Origin of the sequence: Leisingera sp. NJS201, from assembly GCF_004535885.1 — a bacterium.
Classification (GTDB): domain Bacteria; phylum Pseudomonadota; class Alphaproteobacteria; order Rhodobacterales; family Rhodobacteraceae; genus Leisingera.
Window position 1 is genome coordinate 610,034 of record NZ_CP038234.1, and the last position, 17,640, is coordinate 627,673.

The 17,640-nt window shown below is 62.0% G+C and carries 18 protein-coding genes and 3 pseudogenes; 13 read left to right on the forward strand and 8 right to left on the reverse strand.

Annotated elements, in window-relative coordinates:
• The first annotated feature begins 24 nt into the window (after positions 1-24).
• Positions 25-396: a biopolymer transporter ExbD gene (locus ETW23_RS02985; RefSeq protein WP_254695125.1), complete on the forward strand. Its 372-nt coding sequence runs from the start codon at positions 25-27 to the stop codon at positions 394-396.
• A gap of 26 nt (positions 397-422) precedes the next feature.
• A pseudogene (locus tag ETW23_RS26665) lies at positions 423-569 on the forward strand (energy transducer TonB); the annotation flags it as partial.
• On the opposite strand, the gene ETW23_RS02995 reads toward ETW23_RS26665, so the two are convergent.
• The 4 genes from ETW23_RS02995 to ETW23_RS03015 all read right to left on the reverse strand — a co-directional run bounded on the left by ETW23_RS02995 (position 546) and on the right by ETW23_RS03015 (position 3,756).
• A complete protein-coding gene (locus tag ETW23_RS02995) occupies positions 546-812 on the reverse strand; it encodes a transposase domain-containing protein (RefSeq protein WP_134829074.1) in 267 nt (88 codons plus the stop codon). The pseudogene ETW23_RS26665 and the gene ETW23_RS02995 overlap by 24 nt on opposite strands.
• A 178-nt stretch (positions 813-990) precedes the next feature.
• On the reverse strand, positions 991-1,140 hold the full coding sequence (locus ETW23_RS26670) for a transposase zinc-binding domain-containing protein (RefSeq protein ID WP_205879932.1): 150 nt from the start codon (positions 1,138-1,140) through the stop codon (positions 991-993).
• A gap of 931 nt (positions 1,141-2,071) precedes the next feature.
• Positions 2,072-2,269 (reverse strand): hypothetical protein, encoded by a 198-nt coding sequence (locus tag ETW23_RS03010; protein ID WP_129371948.1) that lies wholly within the window; start codon positions 2,267-2,269, stop codon positions 2,072-2,074.
• A gap of 113 nt (positions 2,270-2,382) precedes the next feature.
• Entirely contained in the window at positions 2,383-3,756 is a 1,374-nt protein-coding gene (locus tag ETW23_RS03015) for an ammonium transporter (RefSeq protein ID WP_134829075.1), read from the reverse strand.
• A gap of 620 nt (positions 3,757-4,376) precedes the next feature.
• Between ETW23_RS03015 and ihfB the strand changes: the two genes are divergently transcribed.
• The 4 genes from ihfB to trpB all read left to right on the forward strand — a co-directional run bounded on the left by ihfB (position 4,377) and on the right by trpB (position 7,389).
• The gene (gene ihfB, locus ETW23_RS03020) at positions 4,377-4,661 is read left to right on the forward strand and encodes an integration host factor subunit beta (protein WP_129371946.1); all 285 of its coding nucleotides are present in this window, start codon (positions 4,377-4,379) and stop codon (positions 4,659-4,661) included.
• Positions 4,661-5,011 carry a LapA family protein gene (locus ETW23_RS03025; protein ID WP_129371945.1) on the forward strand — a complete coding sequence of 117 codons (351 nt, stop codon included), beginning with the start codon at positions 4,661-4,663 and terminating at the stop codon, positions 5,009-5,011. The genes ihfB and ETW23_RS03025 overlap by 1 nt, the downstream gene beginning before the upstream one ends.
• Before the next feature lie 7 nt (positions 5,012-5,018).
• Positions 5,019-5,672, forward strand: coding sequence for a phosphoribosylanthranilate isomerase (locus ETW23_RS03030; RefSeq protein WP_134829076.1), 654 nt, complete (start codon positions 5,019-5,021; stop codon positions 5,670-5,672).
• 457 nt (positions 5,673-6,129) lie between these two features.
• A complete protein-coding gene (gene trpB / locus ETW23_RS03035; protein ID WP_134829077.1) occupies positions 6,130-7,389 on the forward strand; it encodes a tryptophan synthase subunit beta in 1,260 nt (419 codons plus the stop codon).
• A gap of 56 nt (positions 7,390-7,445) precedes the next feature.
• Here the strand turns inward: trpB and ETW23_RS03040 are convergent, their stop codons facing one another.
• The 3 genes from ETW23_RS03040 to ychF form a co-directional block, all read right to left on the reverse strand.
• Positions 7,446-7,766, reverse strand: a complete 321-nt coding sequence (locus tag ETW23_RS03040) for an antibiotic biosynthesis monooxygenase (protein WP_134829078.1) — start codon at positions 7,764-7,766, stop codon at positions 7,446-7,448.
• A 152-nt stretch (positions 7,767-7,918) separates the two neighbouring features.
• Positions 7,919-8,296, reverse strand: a complete 378-nt coding sequence (locus tag ETW23_RS03045; protein WP_134829079.1) for a DUF2237 family protein — start codon at positions 8,294-8,296, stop codon at positions 7,919-7,921.
• A 173-nt stretch (positions 8,297-8,469) separates the two neighbouring features.
• Positions 8,470-9,567 (reverse strand): redox-regulated ATPase YchF, encoded by a 1,098-nt coding sequence (ychF, locus tag ETW23_RS03050; RefSeq protein ID WP_129371940.1) that lies wholly within the window; start codon positions 9,565-9,567, stop codon positions 8,470-8,472.
• A gap of 206 nt (positions 9,568-9,773) precedes the next feature.
• Between ychF and ETW23_RS03055 the strand changes: the two genes are divergently transcribed.
• From ETW23_RS03055 to ETW23_RS03085, 7 genes and pseudogenes are all read left to right on the forward strand, one after another.
• On the forward strand, positions 9,774-10,271 hold the full coding sequence (locus tag ETW23_RS03055; protein ID WP_134829080.1) for an acyloxyacyl hydrolase: 498 nt from the start codon (positions 9,774-9,776) through the stop codon (positions 10,269-10,271).
• A 93-nt stretch (positions 10,272-10,364) separates the two neighbouring features.
• Positions 10,365-11,156, forward strand: a complete 792-nt coding sequence (gene trpA, locus ETW23_RS03060; RefSeq protein WP_134829081.1) for a tryptophan synthase subunit alpha — start codon at positions 10,365-10,367, stop codon at positions 11,154-11,156.
• Positions 11,157-11,296: 140 nt separating this feature from the next.
• Positions 11,297-12,463 (forward strand): alpha-hydroxy acid oxidase, encoded by a 1,167-nt coding sequence (locus ETW23_RS03065; RefSeq protein ID WP_134829082.1) that lies wholly within the window; start codon positions 11,297-11,299, stop codon positions 12,461-12,463.
• A gap of 126 nt (positions 12,464-12,589) precedes the next feature.
• Positions 12,590-13,224 (forward strand): annotated as a pseudogene (locus ETW23_RS03070) (50S ribosomal protein L25/general stress protein Ctc).
• Positions 13,225-13,362: 138 nt separating this feature from the next.
• A complete protein-coding gene (locus ETW23_RS03075; protein WP_134829083.1) occupies positions 13,363-14,604 on the forward strand; it encodes an FAD-binding oxidoreductase in 1,242 nt (413 codons plus the stop codon).
• Between the two features lie 75 nt (positions 14,605-14,679).
• Positions 14,680-15,357: an aminoacyl-tRNA hydrolase gene (gene pth / locus ETW23_RS03080; protein WP_134829084.1), complete on the forward strand. Its 678-nt coding sequence runs from the start codon at positions 14,680-14,682 to the stop codon at positions 15,355-15,357.
• Positions 15,358-15,373: 16 nt separating this feature from the next.
• Positions 15,374-16,294: a nucleoside hydrolase gene (locus ETW23_RS03085; protein WP_134829085.1), complete on the forward strand. Its 921-nt coding sequence runs from the start codon at positions 15,374-15,376 to the stop codon at positions 16,292-16,294.
• Between the two features lie 1,147 nt (positions 16,295-17,441).
• Here ETW23_RS03085 and ETW23_RS03090 read toward each other — a convergent pair.
• Positions 17,442-17,573 (reverse strand): annotated as a pseudogene (locus ETW23_RS03090) (transposase); the annotation flags it as partial.
• Positions 17,574-17,640: the final 67 nt, after the last annotated feature.

Here is a 17,640-nt window from a genome sequence, read left to right on the forward strand (position 1 = left end):
CCGAAGCATGGCTTGTTCAATGGGGTGAGGGGCACGCGGCGCCTAGCCACCGCAGGACGCACACCGCTGGACCGGGTAACGCTGTCTGCGATGCGGGCCGCGCTGAAGCCTGAATTCACTGCGGAGACGGCAGAGAAGGAAACCACCCGCACCGCCAAGGCGGAACTGGCCGCCCGGCATTGCGGCACGCTGCAGAATGAGGCTGGCCTTTGGACCACCGCGCTCAAAAAAAAGCGCCTCAGCTTCACGCCGATGATCGACGTGGTGTTCCTGCTGCTGATCTTCTTCCTGCTGACCTCGCAGATCGCTCCGCGGGCACCTACTCCGTTTGCGCCGCCCAGGCTTGAGAACGGAGACAGCGCAACACCGGGAATTCTGCACGTGAAGACCGGCTGAAGCGACGGTAGGGTGCGGCTGTACTCTCCCGAATCGTACCTCAGATGCGGCTGCCCCGGGGAGGAGAACAGGGGAAAGCAAGGGTGCGTTTAAGGGTCTCGGCCCAAGGGCCGCTGACTGCGGCGGCGATTTCCAAAAGTTCCGGCAGTTCAAACCTGGACCGGGCTGCGTAGCAGGCCGCACAGAAGGCCGGGTATCCACGCGCTTCTATGGCGCTCGCCCCTGGGAGTTATGCATTCGAATTTCCGCCCTGTTTCACGAACTGGAACAAGCGCCTCGGCGCTGCCTTGCGCGGCGCGGCTTGACGCGGGCGGGAAGTTCCTAGGCATGAGGTCGTCGATGCGGCTTCTGGGATGGCCGTCGAGCAACGCGCGCAGCGTGCCGGAAAGGCAGCTGACCGGATCGACGTCGCACATTTTGCAATTCGCAATCAGGCTGGCGCGCAATGCCCAGTTCTCAGCGCTGATCCCGTCTTGTCGAAGACGCGCCCCGGCACGGTGTGTGTCGTGTCGAAGACGCGCCTCGCGCACAGTGTATGCAGCATGCTGGCCATACCGGTCCGTGCGCCAAGGCGCTTGGGGGCCGCAGCGATGGTCACGACCGTTTGTGCCGGCGCCCGGAACAGCAGGCCGCCCGCTTTTTCCAGAAGGCGATCTGCGTGATCCCGGCGGGCATGGTGAAGACCAAGTGGAAATACCAGGCCGGCAGCAGGTCCTCGACCCGCGCCGCCATCCAGTCGCGCACGGCCGGCCCCTGGCACCTCGGGCAGTGCCCCGCTCTCGGCAGCATGCTTTGTATGCGTCTGCCGCGCAATGGCGTCTTGAAGGAGTAATAGGCGATGTGCTTGTGACCGTACGTGGTGCAACCCGCCACAGGCCCGCCGGGCGCCTCGGTCCGGCACCCGGGCAACCTGTCACTTCAAGCTTCGCCCGAGTGTCTGATCCTGCAACTTCGCCAACATCCCGTAGGGGCTGACGTGCCGTAGATCCTCCTGGCGGCGGCATCGGTGTACTGCGCTGCCGTGCTCAGCTTAGCATGTGTGCGGAACTGAATGTAGCGTTTCGTCTCCCCGCGCCCGAAGGCCATGCCGAAGCAGGTCCTGAGCGTCACGGTCCAGGCGTTGAACGTTGCCGGCGTTATCCCAGTATCCGTCAAGTGCAATTGATAGGCGCGAAGCGCCTGCGGCGTGGCAGTATCTGCGGGTGCCCGGGGAAGACGGCAAAATCCTTGATCGCCCGGATGTGCGCTTTCTGCGCCGTACCGCCCATCCCGCGGATGCGCATGTCCTCGATCATCCGCTCTCGGAGCGGGGTCGATCTTGGGCATGATGCAGCCATTCGAACGCCGGCCACTCACACTGAAAGCGACCGTCTGTTTGTTACCTCTTCCAAAGCCATCACTGTCCCGCGTCTGGACTGTTGAGACTGACTGCAGCGAATGGGCAGATTTGATAATCTGCGCTTCAGCCTGGCCCTCAACGACCGCTCTGCCGGTAATGTTGCTTCATAGCGGAAACCATGCCGCGCCCGCGAGCGGATGCTGCGCAAGCAATAGCCGCACGGGCAAACGTCCGAAAAGTGCCGCACCGCGGACCTTAACAGCCACCGCAGCGGCCGGCGTTTCAGCCGCGTCCGAGCCAGTGCCGGGCCAGTGCCGCGCCTGTCCGCTGCGCCCGCTAGTTCGGCCGAACGGCCACCAGCACAACGCCCAGTTCCGCTTCCAGCTCCTGCAGTTTCTTCAGCTGGTCTTCGGGCAGGGAGGCGGTGTTTGCCTCGACACCCGCCAGCGCCACCACAGGGCTGCCGATGTCCTTTTCCAGACTCTTGATCGCGTCCAGTTTGTCGGCCTCAAGCGAGGCAAGCGGGTACAGCATGGCGGTCTCCTCTTTGTTGATGAGAGTGACTATAGCCGATTCCCGCCGTATCAGGGGCGCGAACGTAAAAGGCCCCGGCTCCCGCCAGGGCCTCTCTCTCGCTCCCGGCGCGATCAGGCGCGCTGCAGGCTGTCCGCGTGGGTGACCACATCCGGCTCTAGGTCCCAGTTCTTGCCGTCCAGCCCGTCGATCTGGTCGTCCTCCGGCACCCGCAGCCCCACGGTCCGCTCCAGGATGAAGGACAGAACCAGCGCAGTGACAACACCGGTGCCGATGCAGACAGCCGTGCCCGCCAGCTGCATCACCAGCGAAATTTCCCCGTGCTGGAACGCATAGGCGCCTTCCTCAACCCCGAAGTAGCCGCCGCGCGGGGTGCCGGCCTTGAACAGGCCCAGCATCACCATGCCCAGGGTGCCGCAGCCCAGGAACAGCGGGAACAGCTTGTGCTCGTCGATGCCGCGCTTCAGCGTGAACTCATAAACCGCATAGGCCGCAAAGGGCGCCACAAGCCCGACAATGAACGCCTGCCAGGGCAGGTAGACGTCGAACCCGGACGCGCCGGCGACATAGCCCGCCAGCGGCCCCAGCAGCGTATAGGCGTATTTGCCGGTCGCATAGGCGATCAGCAGGCCGGTAACCGCACCGCCGGCCCAGACCAGCGCGTAATTGTTGATCGCAATGCCGACGCTGGTGTCGGCCATGGTGATGCTGACTGCCAGCGCTTCGGGATCAAAGAAGAACAGGCAGGACAGGATCACCATCGGCAGGCCGGCAAAGATCAGCAGAAGGCCCGGAGCGCACAACCCGATGCTCGGTGCCAGATAGGCCGAGATCCGCGGGTGCGGCGCCATCATGCCGGGGCGCGCGCCCAGCTTGGGGGTGAATACCAGCGCCATTCCGGCCGGGAACAGATACACGAAACCCACACCAAAGAAGTCGTGGAAGCCCGCATTGGTCAGCGGCCCGACCGACCCCCAGGTCGCCCAGCTGAGGGCTGAGGACACCACCGTGGCCACAATGCAGGTGATGAAATAGGCCGAGGCCTTCATCCGTTCCGACACCGCGAAATGAAGCAGAATGTTGATGATGCCGGCAAACACCGCCAGGAAAAAGATGAAGATCTGGAAGGTGTTCAGCCCCGGAAAGGTCCCCGGATCCGTATGATGCGCCATCGCATTGGTCAGGGCGCCGCCCAGCCACCAATCTTTGATGGAGTCCATCATGGTCGCGCCTTCCATGATGTAATACTGCCCGGCCCACAGGCCAAAACCGATGATATAGTAGGTCGCAAACCCCAGGAAGAATCCCAGTGTCTTTTCAATCGTCGAGTTGAACAGATTCCTGCGCCGGGCAGTGCCTGCGTCGATCAGCAGCAGGCCGACGACGACCAGAATGGCTCCGACGATCCCAGAAGCGTACAGAATATTCTGCACCAGTGAATTCAGCGTAACTTGCTGAGCGTGTATCGTGCTCACGTCCAATGGCATTTCCAGTTTTCTCCAAGTTGGTTTGTCTTCCCGCCGGTTGTTTGCCACCAGCTTTGACAGGCCGGCCTATGCTGCCGCCAATGGGCCGAGCATGCCGGTTCGAAACGCACCGGGCGGGTCAGGTCCTCTGACACGCCTGGTTCACGGAAAGGATGGCGGATCCAGGGCGCTTTACAACAAATTATTTTACCTTGTGGAAATAAAGTTTCATTTGCGGCGTATGCGGCGGCTGCATGCCGCATCCTGCGCTGCCGGTTAAGTGAATGGTTTAGGCTTGGGCAGTCCTTGGCGGCGGAATCAACCGGTCTCAGCAGATTTGGCGGCAGGGAAAAATCACGCCGCTGTGGCCGGTGCACCGCAGTGGGGGGCGGGGAGCCTGTGTGATCCGGGGGCTGTTTGCCGCTCCGAATCAAGTCGCCGCAGCGCGCCTGGCAACGGGGATTGCTGCACTGCGGCGGCAGCTTGCAGCCCCGAAATGGCAGCCTGGAGGCGGAAAACCCGGTGAACTCCCGCCGATTAAGCTGCCGGACCGGCGGCATTTTGTTCCCCCACGCAAGAATTTTTCCTATACTCTCAAAATAATAGCCAGAACATACCGGCAGCCTGGGAGGAAATTGAACATGATCCGCTCTGAGTTGATTCAGATGATTGCAGACGAAAACCCGCACCTGTATCAGCGGGATGTGGAGAGGATCGTGAACACGGTGTTCGAGGAAGTGACCGATGCGATGTCCCGCGGCGACCGGGTTGAGCTGCGCGGCTTTGGCGCCTTTTCGGTCAAAAAGCGGGACTCGCGGACCGGCCGCAATCCCCGCACCGGTGAAACGGTCCATGTCGATGAAAAACATGTGCCGTTCTTCAAGACTGGTAAGCTCTTGAGGGACCGCCTGAACGGGAAAGCCTGATGCGTTACATTCGCTACGCGGTTCTGGGGTCTCTGGCCATTGTGCTGGTGTCGGTTGCCCTTGCAAACCGGTCTTTTGTTGAGCTGAAACTGATGCCCTCGGCACTGGGCGAGCTTTTTGGTTTCAACTTCACCATTGCGCTGCCGCTGTTTGCGGTGGTGCTGGGCGGGGTTGGCGCCGGGCTGGTGATCGGCTTCCTGTGGGAATGGCTGCGCGAGCATAAGCACCGCAGCGAAGCCGCGCAGAAGACGCGCGAGGCGCGCAGGCTGAACCGCGAAGTGAGCAAGCTGAAAAAGCAGAAGAACGAAGGCAAAGACGAAGTTCTGGCGCTTTTGGAAGACGCAGGCTGACACCGCCATGACAGAGATCCGGGTCAAGATCTGCGGCCTCAGCGCGCTGCAGGATTTTGCGGCCGTTGCCGGGGCAGGGGCGGCTTATGCCGGTTTTGTGTTTTTTCCCAAATCCCCGCGCCACGTCAGCATCGAACAGGCTGCAGCTTTGGCTGTCGAGGCCCCCGCCGGTCTGTGCAAGGTGGCGCTGACAGTTAACGCCTCAGATGCAGAGCTTGATGCGATCACAGCCGCGGTGCCGCTGGATATGTTGCAGCTCCATGGCAAAGAAAGCCCGCAGAGGGTGGCCGAGGTGCGCGCCCGCTACGGCCTGCCGGTGATGAAGGCAGTGGGCATCGCCGATGCCGCCGACCTGCCGCAGATTGCGCTTTACGAACAGGTGGCCGATCAGCTCTTGATCGACGCCAAACCACCCAAGGAAGCCACGCTGCCCGGTGGCAATGGCCTGGCCTTTGACTGGCGGCTGCTGGCGGGCCGCAAGTACTGGCAGAAACCCTGGATGCTGGCCGGCGGCCTGACCCCGCACAATGTCGCCGAGGCGATCCGCATGACCGGTGCGCGTCAGGTCGATGTCTCCTCCGGTGTTGAAAACGCGCCGGGACAGAAAGACGCCGCGCTAATCGAAGTTTTCACCCGGGCGGCGCACGCTGCCCGCGGCTGAAGCCCCGCACAGCAGCAGCCTATGCAAATGCGGCAGCCGGCGGGATTTGAGTATTTAGAGAAAGATGAAGATGCATCGTCCCATGTCTTCATCTTTCCAAAAATACTCACTTCGCGACCGTGCCTGCCTGGTATGCCATCCGGGTGTTGCGCAGCCGGCGTAGGCCGCCCTCACGCAGTCTTAAACCCGTCCTGCCATGCTCTCCCCTGATTGCGGTCACGCTGGTCCTGACACTTCCGGCACCTAGGAACAGGGCCTCATTCATTTGGGTCGTGCGAGACAGCGTTTAGAACGCAGGCGTATCCTCTGGATTTTCAGGACCGGCAGCAAGCAGCAGCAGACTGCCATTCCGGCAGGGCATCGGCCTTCGCCGGATGTGCCTGCTTGCTTGAACCCCTCTTTACCATGGCAGCGGCGCGCTATAGTCATTGCGGGCGCTGCGAGAGAGGGAAGAACCATGGCCGACGATCTTTTCAACAGCTTCATGAACGGTCCGGATGAACAGGGGCGTTTTGGCATCTTTGGCGGGCGGTTTGTCTCGGAAACCCTGATGCCGCTGATCCTGAGCCTTGAGGCGGAATACAACCGGGCCAAGGACGACCCTGCCTTTTGGGCGGAGATGAAGGATCTGTGGACGCATTACGTCGGCCGTCCCAGTCCGCTCTACCACGCCGAGCGTCTGAGCGCCGAATTGGGCGGCGCCAAGATCTATATGAAGCGTGACGAGCTGAACCACACCGGTGCGCATAAGGTGAACAACGTGCTGGGCCAGATCCTGCTGGCACGCCGTATGGGCAAGACCCGGATCATTGCCGAGACAGGTGCGGGCCAGCACGGGGTGGCCACCGCCACCGTCTGCGCCAAGTTCGGCCTTAAGTGCATCGTCTACATGGGCGCCCATGATGTGAAACGCCAGGCGCCGAACGTGTTCCGCATGCGCCTTTTGGGTGCTGAAGTGATCCCGGTCACCTCGGGCCGCGGCACCCTGAAGGACGCGATGAATGACGCGCTGCGCGACTGGGTGACCAATGTGCGCGATACCTTCTATTGCATCGGCACCGCAGCAGGTCCGCACCCGTATCCGGCGATGGTGCGCGATTTCCAGTCGATCATCGGAAAAGAGGTCCGCTGGCAGCTGGCCGAGCAGGAAGGCGAAGGCCGCCTGCCGGACACCGTGATCGCCGCAATCGGCGGCGGCTCTAACGCCATCGGCCTGTTTCACCCGTTCCTTGATGACCCTTCGGTGAAAATCATCGGGGTTGAGGCCGGCGGCAAAGGTGTGGATGACCGGATCCAGCATTGCGCATCGCTGACTGGCGGACGCCCCGGCGTGCTGCATGGCAACCGCACCTATCTGCTGCAGGATGAAGACGGGCAAATTCAGGAAGGTTATTCGATTTCCGCCGGTCTGGATTATCCGGGCATCGGCCCCGAACATTCCTGGCTGCATGAAACCGGGCGCGCTGAATATGTCTCGATCACCGACAAGGAAGCGCTGGAAGCCTTCCAGGTCAGCTGCCGCACCGAAGGCATCATCCCGGCGCTGGAGCCCAGCCACGCGCTGGCCCATGTGATGAAGATCGCGCCCAAGCTGCCGTCGGACCACATCATTGTGATGAACATGTGCGGCCGCGGCGACAAGGACGTGTTCACCGTTGCCAAGCATCTGGGCTTCGATATGTCCGACACCGAAGAAGGCCGCAGCTTCGAGGAGTAACGGCAACATCCCAGTAACACAAAAGGCGCCCCGCAGGGCGCCTTTTTCAGTTTAGCTCAGGCCTCATGCAGGACGGTTTCGAACCCTTCGAACTGCGGATGCCCCAGGATCGGGCTTTCGCCTTCGCGCTTGCCTGCATCGCGGTGCGCAGCGCGGAACTGTTCGGATTTGGTCCAGGCCTCAAGATCTTCGCGGCTGTCCCAGATCACATGGCTGGAATAGAGAAGGTGATCCTTGCCTTCCGGGCCTTTCAGCAGACGGAATTCGCGGAACCCCTTCAGCTCTTTCAAGCGGCTTTCCCGCTGTTTCCAGATGGTCTCAAAATCGGCTTCGCGGCCCGGGCGGATCTTGAAGCGGTTCATGGCGATGTAGCTCATGCAGGAGCCTCCTTGTCGGTGTGGTGAAATGCAGGGAGGCTGGCGCAGGCGAGGGTCCGGCGGGCTGGCTTGACGATGCAATAACGGTATTTCCCGCTGCCGGTCAATCCGGGAGGGCAATCGGGCAGGTCAATCCAGCAAGCCGGGCCGGTTCAGGCCGGATCGGCGGCATAGCTTTGCAGAATGCTGAGCGGCACAATATCGAGTGCTCGCTGATGGGTGGCCTCAAGATGCACCTTGGGGGCGCAGCCCTCATCCGCTGCCTGCAGGAACCGGGCTGCGCACAGGCACCAGCGGTCGCCGGGCTGCAGGCCGGCAAAGCCGAACTCGGCCCGCGGGGTCGACAGGTCATTGCCGACGTATTTGCTGAACGCCAGGAATTCCGCGGTCATCACCACGCAAACTGTATGGCTGCCCTGATCCTCGGCGCAGGTATTGCAATGCCCATCGCGGAAAAATCCGGTCACCGGCGCAGTGGAGCAAGGCGCCAGCGGGCCGCCCAGAACATTGATGCTGTCGTCTTTTTCCATGAGGCCCGTCCTTGGCGCGTTCAGGGGTAAGGATAGCGCGTTTGCGCCGCCGGTCCCGTAGGTTCCGGCTTGAAATGCCAGGTTTGCACAGGATTGCCGCAACTGGCTGCAAAACGCAAACCGCCCGCCAGGCTGCCTGGCGGGCGGTTGAAAATCAGGCTGCAATCCCCGGGTTACTTACTGAACAGGAAGTGCAGAACATCGCCGTCTTTGACGACATAGCTTTTGCCTTCCGCCCGCATCTTGCCGGCTTCCTTGGCGCCTTGCTCGCCATTGCAGGCGATGAATTCGTCATAGGCGATGGTTTCGGCGCGGATGAAACCCTTCTCGAAATCGCCATGGATCACGCCGGCCGCTTGCGGCGCTGCGGTGCCGGTGCGGATGGTCCAGGCGCGGGCTTCCTTGGGGCCGACAGTGAAATACGTCTCCAGGTGCAGCAGCTCGTAACCTGCGCGGATCAATCGGTCGAGACCGGCCTCGGCCAGGCCCATTTCCTCCAGGAACATCTGGGCTTCGTCGGCGTCCAGCTGGCTGATCTCTTCCTCGATCTGGGCCGAGATAATCACATGGGAATTGCCCTGCGCCGCGGCCATTTCGGCCACTTTGGCGGAATGCGCGTTGCCTTCGACCGATTCCGACTCGCCCACGTTGCAGACATAGAGCACCGGCTTGGTGGTCAAAAGCTGCAGCATCTTCCAGGCCTTGGCGTCATCGGCGTCAACCTCGACCAGGCGGGCGGGCTTGCCGTCTTCCAGCATCGCTTGCGCGGCGGCCAGCAGCCGGTCCTGCTGCAAAGCCTCCTTGTCGTTGCCCTTCAGCTTGCGCACCAGATTGGCGCGGCGCTTCTCGATGCTTTCAAGGTCCGACAGCATCAGCTCTGTCTCGATCACCTCGGCGTCCGCGACGGGGTCGACGCGGCCCTCTACATGGGTCACGTCGCCGTCTTCAAAACAGCGCAGCACATGGGCAATTGCGTCGGTTTCGCGGATGTTGGCCAGGAACTGGTTGCCCAGGCCTTCGCCCTGCGACGCGCCTTTGACCAGACCGGCGATGTCGACAAATGTCATCCGGGTCGGGATGATCTGCTTGGAGCCGGCGATTGCCGCCAGCTTGTCCAGACGCGCGTCCGGCACGCCGACCTCACCCACATTGGGCTCAATCGTGCAGAACGGAAAATTGGCCGCCTGCGCCGAGGCGGTTTTGGTGAGCGCATTGAACAGCGTCGATTTACCCACATTGGGCAGGCCGACGATTCCCATCTTAAAGCCCATACCGGCCTCCTGATACCACTTGGGAGCTGCTTCTAGGCAGCATTGGGCCTGCACGCAAGGCAAGGATGGCTGGCATATGTGCCACAATCGCTCTCTGTGCGGGGCCGCACAGTGAACCCTCATATTGCTTTTTCGTGAGGTGGCTAGGAAAAGCAGCAAATTAAAATATCTTGGTGCAAAGAAAATAATTCTGCGAGGGGCTAGAAATGAAACAGACAGCTTTGCTGGCGGCCGCGTTTTGTGCTGCTGCAGCCATGCCTGCTGCCGCCCAGGAAATGACGCTGGGGCTGGGCTATTCCAATTACTCCCGTGCGGGTTCCGAAGACAGCGCGCTGTTTGCGGTGGAGTATCTGCACGCGCCGTTCCACGAGGGGCGGCTGCTGTCGGCGCGGTTCGGCGCCGCGCTGGAGGTACAGGAGACCGGCGATGTATTTGCCGGCGTCGGCATCAGCGGCGTGGTTGACCTGAACAACAACTGGTTCATTGAGACCAGCGTGATGCCGGGCGCTTATCACGAAAGCTCGCTGGGCAATGATCTGGGCTCCACCTTTGAAATCCGCAGCCTGCTGGCGGTTGGCAAGCGGTTTCACAATGGCAAGGCGGTGTCGCTGGCGTTTAGCCACAAATCCAACGCCTCGACCGCGGATCAGAACCCGGGCGTGAATTCGCTGACGCTGCGCTGGCATATTCCGCTGAACCGCTAACAAGTGCATTCCCGGGCCTGCGCGCGGCCCGGGATTGATTTCCCGCGCAACATTCGGCACACCATGGCGGAAACCTGAATAAAAGGCCCGCCCATGACCCGCATTGATGCCAAATTCGCCGACCTGAAAGCCGCCGGAAAGAAAGCCTTTGTCACCTATGTGATGGCGGGCGACCCCGACTATGACACCTCGCTGGAAGTGGTCAAAGGGCTGCCGGGCGCCGGTGTGGACATTATTGAGCTGGGCCTGCCGTTCACCGATCCGATGGCTGACGGGCCGACAATCCAGCTGGCAGGCCAACGCGCGCTGGACGGCGGTATGACGCTGGAGAAGACGCTGCAGCTGGCGGCAGATTTTCGCAAAACCGACGACACCACCCCGATCGTGCTGATGGGCTATTACAACCCGATTTATAACCGTGGCGTCGATACCTTCCTGGAGGACGCCAAGGTGGCCGGCATTGACGGTCTGATCGTGGTGGACCTGCCGCCGGAAGAAGATGACGAGCTGTGCATCCCGGCGCAAAAAGCTGGGCTGAACTTTATCCGCCTGGCGACCCCGACCACCGATGATGCGCGCCTGCCCAAGGTGCTGCAGAACACTTCGGGCTTTGTCTATTACGTCTCGATCACCGGCATCACCGGCGCGGCAGAGGCCGAGGCCACCGACGTCGGCCCCGAGGTTGCCCGCATCAAGGCGGCCACCGATCTGCCGATTATCGTGGGCTTTGGCATCAACACGCCCCAGAAGGCGCAGAACATCGCCTCAATCTCGGACGGCGCCGTGGTGGGCAGCGCCATTGTCAGCCAGATCGGCGCAGGCAAGTCGCCGGATGAGGTGCTGGCATTTGTGAAATCGCTGGCGGATGGCGCCCATAGGGGCTGAGTTTCAAAGCGCAAATTGACTGTAAAAACCGCACCCTCGGGTGCGGTTTTTGCGTTTCCGGGGTGCGGCAATCGCGGCGTTGCCTTTGCTTTGATGAATTGGTAAGAAAACCTTACCAAATGAAAGCGGGAGAGAGTCCGGTGCCGGTGATCACAAATATCAACGACCTGAAGCGCATCTATGAACGCCGTGTGCCGCGGATGTTTTTCGACTATGCCGAAAGCGGCAGCTGGACCGAACAGACCTTCCGCGAGAATACCTCGGATTTTGAGCAGATCCGCCTGCGCCAGCGGGTGGCGGTGGACATGACGGGGCGGACAACCGCGGCCCAAATGATCGGTCAGGATGTGGCGATGCCGGTGGCGCTGGCACCGGTGGGGCTGATGGGGATGCAGCACGCCGATGGCGAGATCAAGGCGGCGCGGGCCGCCGAGGCGTTCGGGGTGCCGTTCACGCTGTCCACCATGTCGATCAACTCGATCGAGGAAGTGGCGGAAGCGACCTCCAAGCCATTCTGGTTCCAGCTCTACACGATGAAGGACGAGGACTATATCCGCCGCCTGATCCAGCGGGCCAAGGATGCCAAATGCTCGGCGCTGGTGATCACGCTGGATCTGCAGATCCTGGGCCAGCGCCATAAGGATCTGAAGAACGGGCTGTCGGCGCCGCCCAAGCTGACCCCCGCGACCATCGCCAACCTGATGACGAAATGGACCTGGGGGTTGCAGATGCTGGGTGCCAAGCGGCGCAACTTCGGCAATATCGTCGGCCATGTGCACGGCGTTTCGGACACCTCGCAGCTGGGCGCCTGGACGGCCGAGCAGTTCGACCCGGCGCTGGACTGGGGCAAGGTCGAAAAGCTGATGGAGCTATGGGGCGGCAAGGTGATTCTGAAGGGGGTCCTTGACGCCGAAGACGCCAGGATGGCCGCCAAACTGGGCGCCGATGCCATCGTTGTGTCGAACCACGGCGGGCGGCAGCTGGACGGCGCGCTGAGTTCGATCCGGATGCTGCCGGAAATCATGGATGCTGTGGGCAGTGACGTCGAGGTGCATCTGGACAGCGGCATCCGCTCTGGCCAGGACGTGCTGAAGGCACTGGCGCTGGGGGCCACCGGCACCATGATCGGCCGCGCCTTTGTTTACGGCCTGGGGGCAAGGGGCCAAAAGGGTGTTGCCGAGGCGCTGGAGGTGATTCGCAAGGAGCTGGACACCACCATGGCGCTGTGCGGCGAACGTTCGGTTGACGGCTTGGGGCGCCATAATCTGCTGGTGCCGCAGGATTTCGGCGGGCGCTGGCAGGAATAACGCGGCCCCGGAACCGGGCAGGGGGCTTTGCCCCTTCCCAAATTGCCGCAAGCGGTCTATAGGCACCGCTTCACGCGGGGTGACAGCCTTGGAGGCACTCCGCCCTAGATACATTGGAGAATTGACATGGCAAAAGAGATTCCTGATCTCGTCGCCGAAGTACGTGCGGGGACGGGCAAGGGCGCCGCTCGCGCTGCGCGCCGCGCAGGCATGGTACCGGGCGTTGTTTACGGTGGTGACGTGGATCCCGTTGCGATCCAGATCCCGTTCAACGTTCTGCTGAAAAAGCTGAAAGCCGGCCAGTTCAAGTCCACTCTGTGGAACCTGAAAGTGGAAGGCCAGGACGACGTGCGCGTGATCTGCCGCGACGTTCAGCGCGATGTGGTGAAGGACCTGCCGACCCACCTCGACCTGATGCGTCTGCGCCGCACCTCGAAAGTCAACCTGTACATCCCGGTTGAGTTCATCAACGAGGACGAAGCACCCGGCGTCAAAAAAGGCGGCATGCTGAACGTGACCCGCCCGAGGTTGAGCTGGTCGTGACCGCCGGCGACATCCCCGAGAAGCTGGTTGTCGATCTGGCAGGCCTGAACATCGGCGACGTTGTCACCATCTCGTCGATCGAGCTGCCGGCCGGCGCCAAGCCGACCATCGACCGCGACTTCGTGATCGCCAACATCGCATCCCCGGGCGGCCTGACCGCATCGGATGACGAAGAAGGCGAAGAAGGCGAAGCCGAAGCAGTGGCTGCCGAAGAATAAGCACCGCGCCCATTGGGGTAAGGTTGGCGGGCTCCCTTTGCGGGGGCCCGTTTTTTGTTTGCCGGTCCTGCAGGCGAGTGATTGACTTTTCCCTGCGCCGCTGCCCCATTTCCGCCTGAGGACAGGGGAGGGACGGGCATGGCGGATTTTGACATTGCCATAGCGGGCGCAGGCGCGGTGGGGATGAGCTGCGCGCTGTGGGCGCAGATGCGCGGGCACAGGGTGCTGCTGATGGACCCGGAGCCGCCCGGATCCGGCACCAGTTACGGCAATGCCTGCACCTTGGCGACTTATGCCTGCCTGCCGGTGAATGACCCGTCGGTGCTGACGTCGCTGCCCGGCCTGATGTTTTCCAAGGACAGCCCGCTGTCGCTGTCTTATGCCCATGCGCTGCGCAATCCGCGCTGGATGCTGTCGTTTCTGGCCAATTGCCGCGCCGCACCTTCGCACCGGATAGCGGGCCACCTGGCGGATCTGTTGTCCCATGCCGATGCCGGAATAAACCCGCTGATCGAGGCCGCAGGCGCCGGCGATCTGGTGGTGGCGCGCGGCCAGCTGTCGGTCTGGTCCACCGGGAGGGCCGGGAAGGCCGCCACAGCAGGGCTGGAGCGCCGCCGGGCGCTGGGCGTGCCCTGGCGCGAGGTCGGACCGGATGAAGCGCTTGAGATGGAGCCGGGCCTGCATCTGCCGATCAAACGCGCGGTGCATTTTCACGCCGCACGGCACTTGCGTGATCCGCAGGAATTCATCACCCGGATGCACCGGGCCTTCACTGAGCTGGGCGGTTCAACATTGACGGCGGCGGTTGAGGCCGTGAGGCCCTCAGCCTGCGGGGTGGAGTTGCAGGCAGAGGGGCAGTGCCTCACCGCTGGCCATGCGGTGATTGCCTGCGGCGCCTTCTCCCGCCGGATCGAGGGCACGGGCACGCAGAAACTGCCGCTTGGCACCGAGCGCGGCTATCATGTGATGTTCAGGGACGAGGCGCACCGGGTGACCCGGCCCGTCGGCTGGGGCGAGGCCGGGTTTTACGCGGTGCCGCACGCGAACGGTTTGCGGCTGACAGGAACGGTGGAGATCGCCGCGCTGGACGCCCCTGCGAACAAGCGCCGCCTGGCCTATATCGCCCGCAAGGGCGCAGAGATGCTGGGCGCATTGCCGGAACCGGACAGCGAGTGGCTGGGCTACCGCCCGACGATGCCTGACTCGCTGCCGGTGATTGGCCGCAGCCCGCAGTCGGAGCGGGTGCTGTATGCCTTTGGCCATCAGCACATCGGCCTGACCCTGGGCGGTATCACCGGGCGGCTGATTGCCGATCTGGCGGAGGGGCGGCAGCCCAATGTGGATCTGGCGCCCTTTGCGGCAGACCGGTCCTATGCCTGAAGCCGGCGGCACTGGATTCCGCAGCCCAAATAGGGCATCAATCGGCTTCCTTGAAACGCAGATTGAGCTCCGCCCATGAAACTCTTTGTCGGCCTTGGCAATCCCGGCCCGAAATACGAGCGCAACCGCCACAACATCGGGTTTATGGCGCTGGACAATATTGCCGGCGATCACCGGTTCAGCCCCTGGAAGTCCAAGTTCCAGGCGCTGATCTGCGAGGGCAATCTGGGTGGCGAAAAAGTGCTGCTCTTGAAGCCGCAGACCTTCATGAATCTCTCTGGCCAGTCGGTGGGCGAGGCGATGCGGTTTTACAAGCTGACGCCGGCCGACGTGGTTGTGCTGCATGACGAGCTGGACCTGGCGCCGGGCAAGGCGCGCATGAAACAGGGCGGCGGTCATGCCGGCCACAACGGTCTGCGCTCGATCCATTCCCATATCGGCGCGGAATATGCGCGGGTGCGGCTGGGGATTGGCCATCCGGGCCACAAGGACGCGGTGGCGGGCTATGTGCTGCGTGACTTCCCCAAAGCGGATGAGGGCTGGCTGGACGACGTGATGCGCGGCATCTCGGACGGCGCGGCGGACCTGGCCAGGGGCGACGGCGGCAAGTTCATGAATGCAGTTGCGCTGCGCGTGGCGCCGCCGCGCAGCTCCACCACCAAGCCCAAGGCGGAGGCGGAAAAGCCCTCCCGGGAGGAGCCTGCGCCCGACACCCGCTCAGCGATGGAAAAGCTGATGGACAAGTTCAAGTAAGCCGGGAGGCAAACAGATGGTGAAACTGATTATCGACACCGATCCGGGCATCGACGATGCGATGGCGATCTTTTATGCTGCCGCGGCGCCGGATATTGATCTGCTGGGGCTGACCACGATTTTTGGCAATGTCACGACGGCCACTGCCACCCGCAATGCACTGCGCCTGCTGGAGGCCGCCGGGCTGGATGTGCCGGTGGCCGGCGGCGCCGCCACGCCGCTGGTGCTGCCGCCGTTCAAACCCTCGGCCTATGTGCATGGCGAGGAGGGCTTTGGCGATATCCCCGCCGCTGAGCCAAAAGGCCGGGCGCTGAACGAGGAGGCTGCGGATTTCCTGTGCCGTATGGCGCGTGAGCACAAGGGCGAACTGGTGGTCTGCCCGATCGGACCGCTGACGAACATTGCGCTGGCAATGCAGCGCGATCCGGAGTTCATCGGGAACGTCAAATCCATCGTGGTGATGGGCGGTTCGCTGGAAGAGGGCGGCAATATCACGCCCCACGCCGAGGCCAATATCTATCACGACCCGCATGCTGCGGACGTGGTCTGCCAAGGCGGCGCCAAGGTGGTCTTTGTGGGTCTGGATGTTACCCACCGGATCCTGTGCCGGCCGGAGGATTTTGCCGCCATCGCCGCCAAATCTCCGGACCTGGGCGGCCTGCTGCAGCAGATGTCGCATTTCTATATCAAGTTCTACAGGGAGGTTGCGGGCCTCAACGGCTGTTCGCTGCACGACCCGGCGGCGGTGATTGCCTGCACCCATCCGGACCTGTTCGCAATGCGCGACGTGCCGCTTGAGGTGTCCTGCGAGGGCGAAACCTCTGGCGCGACCCTGGCAGCACCGGACAGCGGACGGGCGCCAGTCAAGGTCTGCATGACGGTGGAGGCGGATGCGGTGAAATCACTGTTTCTGCGGCGCCTGGCGCTGTTGCCCTAAGCCGGGACCGGACCGGGGCGAGCTCCATTGTTGGGCACTGCCCCTGAAAACTGGACCGTTTGAAGCTGGAGTTTCCCGAAGATACCCCGGCTGGGAGAGTGAGGCGGATCAGGAAACAGTCCAGTGGACTGTTTTCCCGCTGAACCGGAAATGCCTGAAGGCATCAAATTTCACGGACGCGCAGAAGGCGTTCATCATCAAGCAGACGGAGGACGGCAAGTCCGTTGCCGAGGTTTGCCCAATATCGATGCAGGCCCTCGGCCCGATTGAAGGCGCGCTTCGGTACTCTGTGTGGCTACCGGCCAGATGCTGCCTGGAATCTGCTGAAAACCCAAAACGCTCGACAGCCTTGCGGTTTCAGATTGCCGGTCCCTCAGATTGGTGTTCGAGGCCAACGTATGCCCCTCAAGGGCGCGCACCTGCCAGTTGCCGACTGTGACGTTTGATCGTTGATGCTCATAACCAGCCCTCCGTTCTCTGGAGGGGGTCGGTTCGCGGCTCGAAAGGCGGAAACACTCAACCACATGAATTGGGACCAGGGGCGCGCTCGGGAGCTTGAGTGCCGGGGATAGTACCTCTGGGTGATCCTAGGGTGGAGACGCGATCAGGGAATACACGCTTTGGGAGATGATCGAGTCTTGCCCATAACCATCGTAATTCCAGGCCTTTTGGCATCATTTCAAGGGGGTGGAGCCGCCGGTGCGATTTGTGAGAAAAAGGGAAACTTGGCTTTGCATTCCGTATGCTTGCGCAGATATACGGGTCAGCGGAGACGTGGCCGAGTGGTCGAAGGCGCTCCCCTGCTAAGGTGTATGTTCTAGTATCTAATACCCTTAAAAAACTACTAAAAATGCGATCTGCACGAGTTTTGCACGGGTTTGCTCGCCTCAAGCTTGCCGCACTCCGTCAGCGGGTGTTCCCTGCTGGAAGCTCCGCCTGCTTCCGGCAGCCTGTTCCGGACTGTCTCATTGGAGCATAGGGTGCTGTGTCGGCTGATCTGGACAATCATCACGTTAGCAGTACGTCATGCACTCCTTGAAGGCGAAAGGATGGTTCTTGTCGCGTTCTCTTACCCAATCGAATTACCGGGCTGAAGGCGCTCGAGCTCCTTCAGCCGCTTCATTTCGGACGACATCAGGCCGGCCTATTTTTTCTTCCAGTTGAAGAAGGTCGCCGTGCTGATCCCGGCCTTCCGACAGACTTCGGCGACAGTCGTGCCGTCCTCTGCCTGTTTGATGATGAACGCCTTCTGCGCGTCCGTGAACTTCGATGCCTTCATGGAATTCTTCGCGGAAATCTCTAACAAGCTTCGAGGATGTTTTCGAGGATCACATCATGCAGCGCAT

What these genes read in the sequence shown, in the direction of transcription:
- ETW23_RS02995 (WP_134829074.1), bottom strand. Translation starts at nt 812, where the DNA reads ATGTGCGACGTCGATCCGGTCAGCTGCCTTTCCGGCACGCTGCGCGCG.
- ETW23_RS03010 (WP_129371948.1), bottom strand. Translation starts at nt 2,269, where the DNA reads ATGCTGTACCCGCTTGCCTCGCTTGAGGCCGACAAACTGGACGCGATC.
- ETW23_RS03015 (WP_134829075.1), bottom strand. Translation starts at nt 3,756, where the DNA reads ATGCCATTGGACGTGAGCACGATACACGCTCAGCAAGTTACGCTGAAT.
- ihfB (WP_129371946.1), top strand. Translation starts at nt 4,377, where the DNA reads ATGATCCGCTCTGAGTTGATTCAGATGATTGCAGACGAAAACCCGCAC.
- ETW23_RS03025 (WP_129371945.1), top strand. Translation starts at nt 4,661, where the DNA reads ATGCGTTACATTCGCTACGCGGTTCTGGGGTCTCTGGCCATTGTGCTG.
- ETW23_RS03030 (WP_134829076.1), top strand. Translation starts at nt 5,019, where the DNA reads ATGACAGAGATCCGGGTCAAGATCTGCGGCCTCAGCGCGCTGCAGGAT.
- trpB (WP_134829077.1), top strand. Translation starts at nt 6,130, where the DNA reads ATGGCCGACGATCTTTTCAACAGCTTCATGAACGGTCCGGATGAACAG.
- ETW23_RS03040 (WP_134829078.1), bottom strand. Translation starts at nt 7,766, where the DNA reads ATGAGCTACATCGCCATGAACCGCTTCAAGATCCGCCCGGGCCGCGAA.
- ETW23_RS03045 (WP_134829079.1), bottom strand. Translation starts at nt 8,296, where the DNA reads ATGGAAAAAGACGACAGCATCAATGTTCTGGGCGGCCCGCTGGCGCCT.
- ychF (WP_129371940.1), bottom strand. Translation starts at nt 9,567, where the DNA reads ATGGGCTTTAAGATGGGAATCGTCGGCCTGCCCAATGTGGGTAAATCG.
- ETW23_RS03055 (WP_134829080.1), top strand. Translation starts at nt 9,774, where the DNA reads ATGAAACAGACAGCTTTGCTGGCGGCCGCGTTTTGTGCTGCTGCAGCC.
- trpA (WP_134829081.1), top strand. Translation starts at nt 10,365, where the DNA reads ATGACCCGCATTGATGCCAAATTCGCCGACCTGAAAGCCGCCGGAAAG.
- ETW23_RS03075 (WP_134829083.1), top strand. Translation starts at nt 13,363, where the DNA reads ATGGCGGATTTTGACATTGCCATAGCGGGCGCAGGCGCGGTGGGGATG.
- pth (WP_134829084.1), top strand. Translation starts at nt 14,680, where the DNA reads ATGAAACTCTTTGTCGGCCTTGGCAATCCCGGCCCGAAATACGAGCGC.
- ETW23_RS03085 (WP_134829085.1), top strand. Translation starts at nt 15,374, where the DNA reads ATGGTGAAACTGATTATCGACACCGATCCGGGCATCGACGATGCGATG.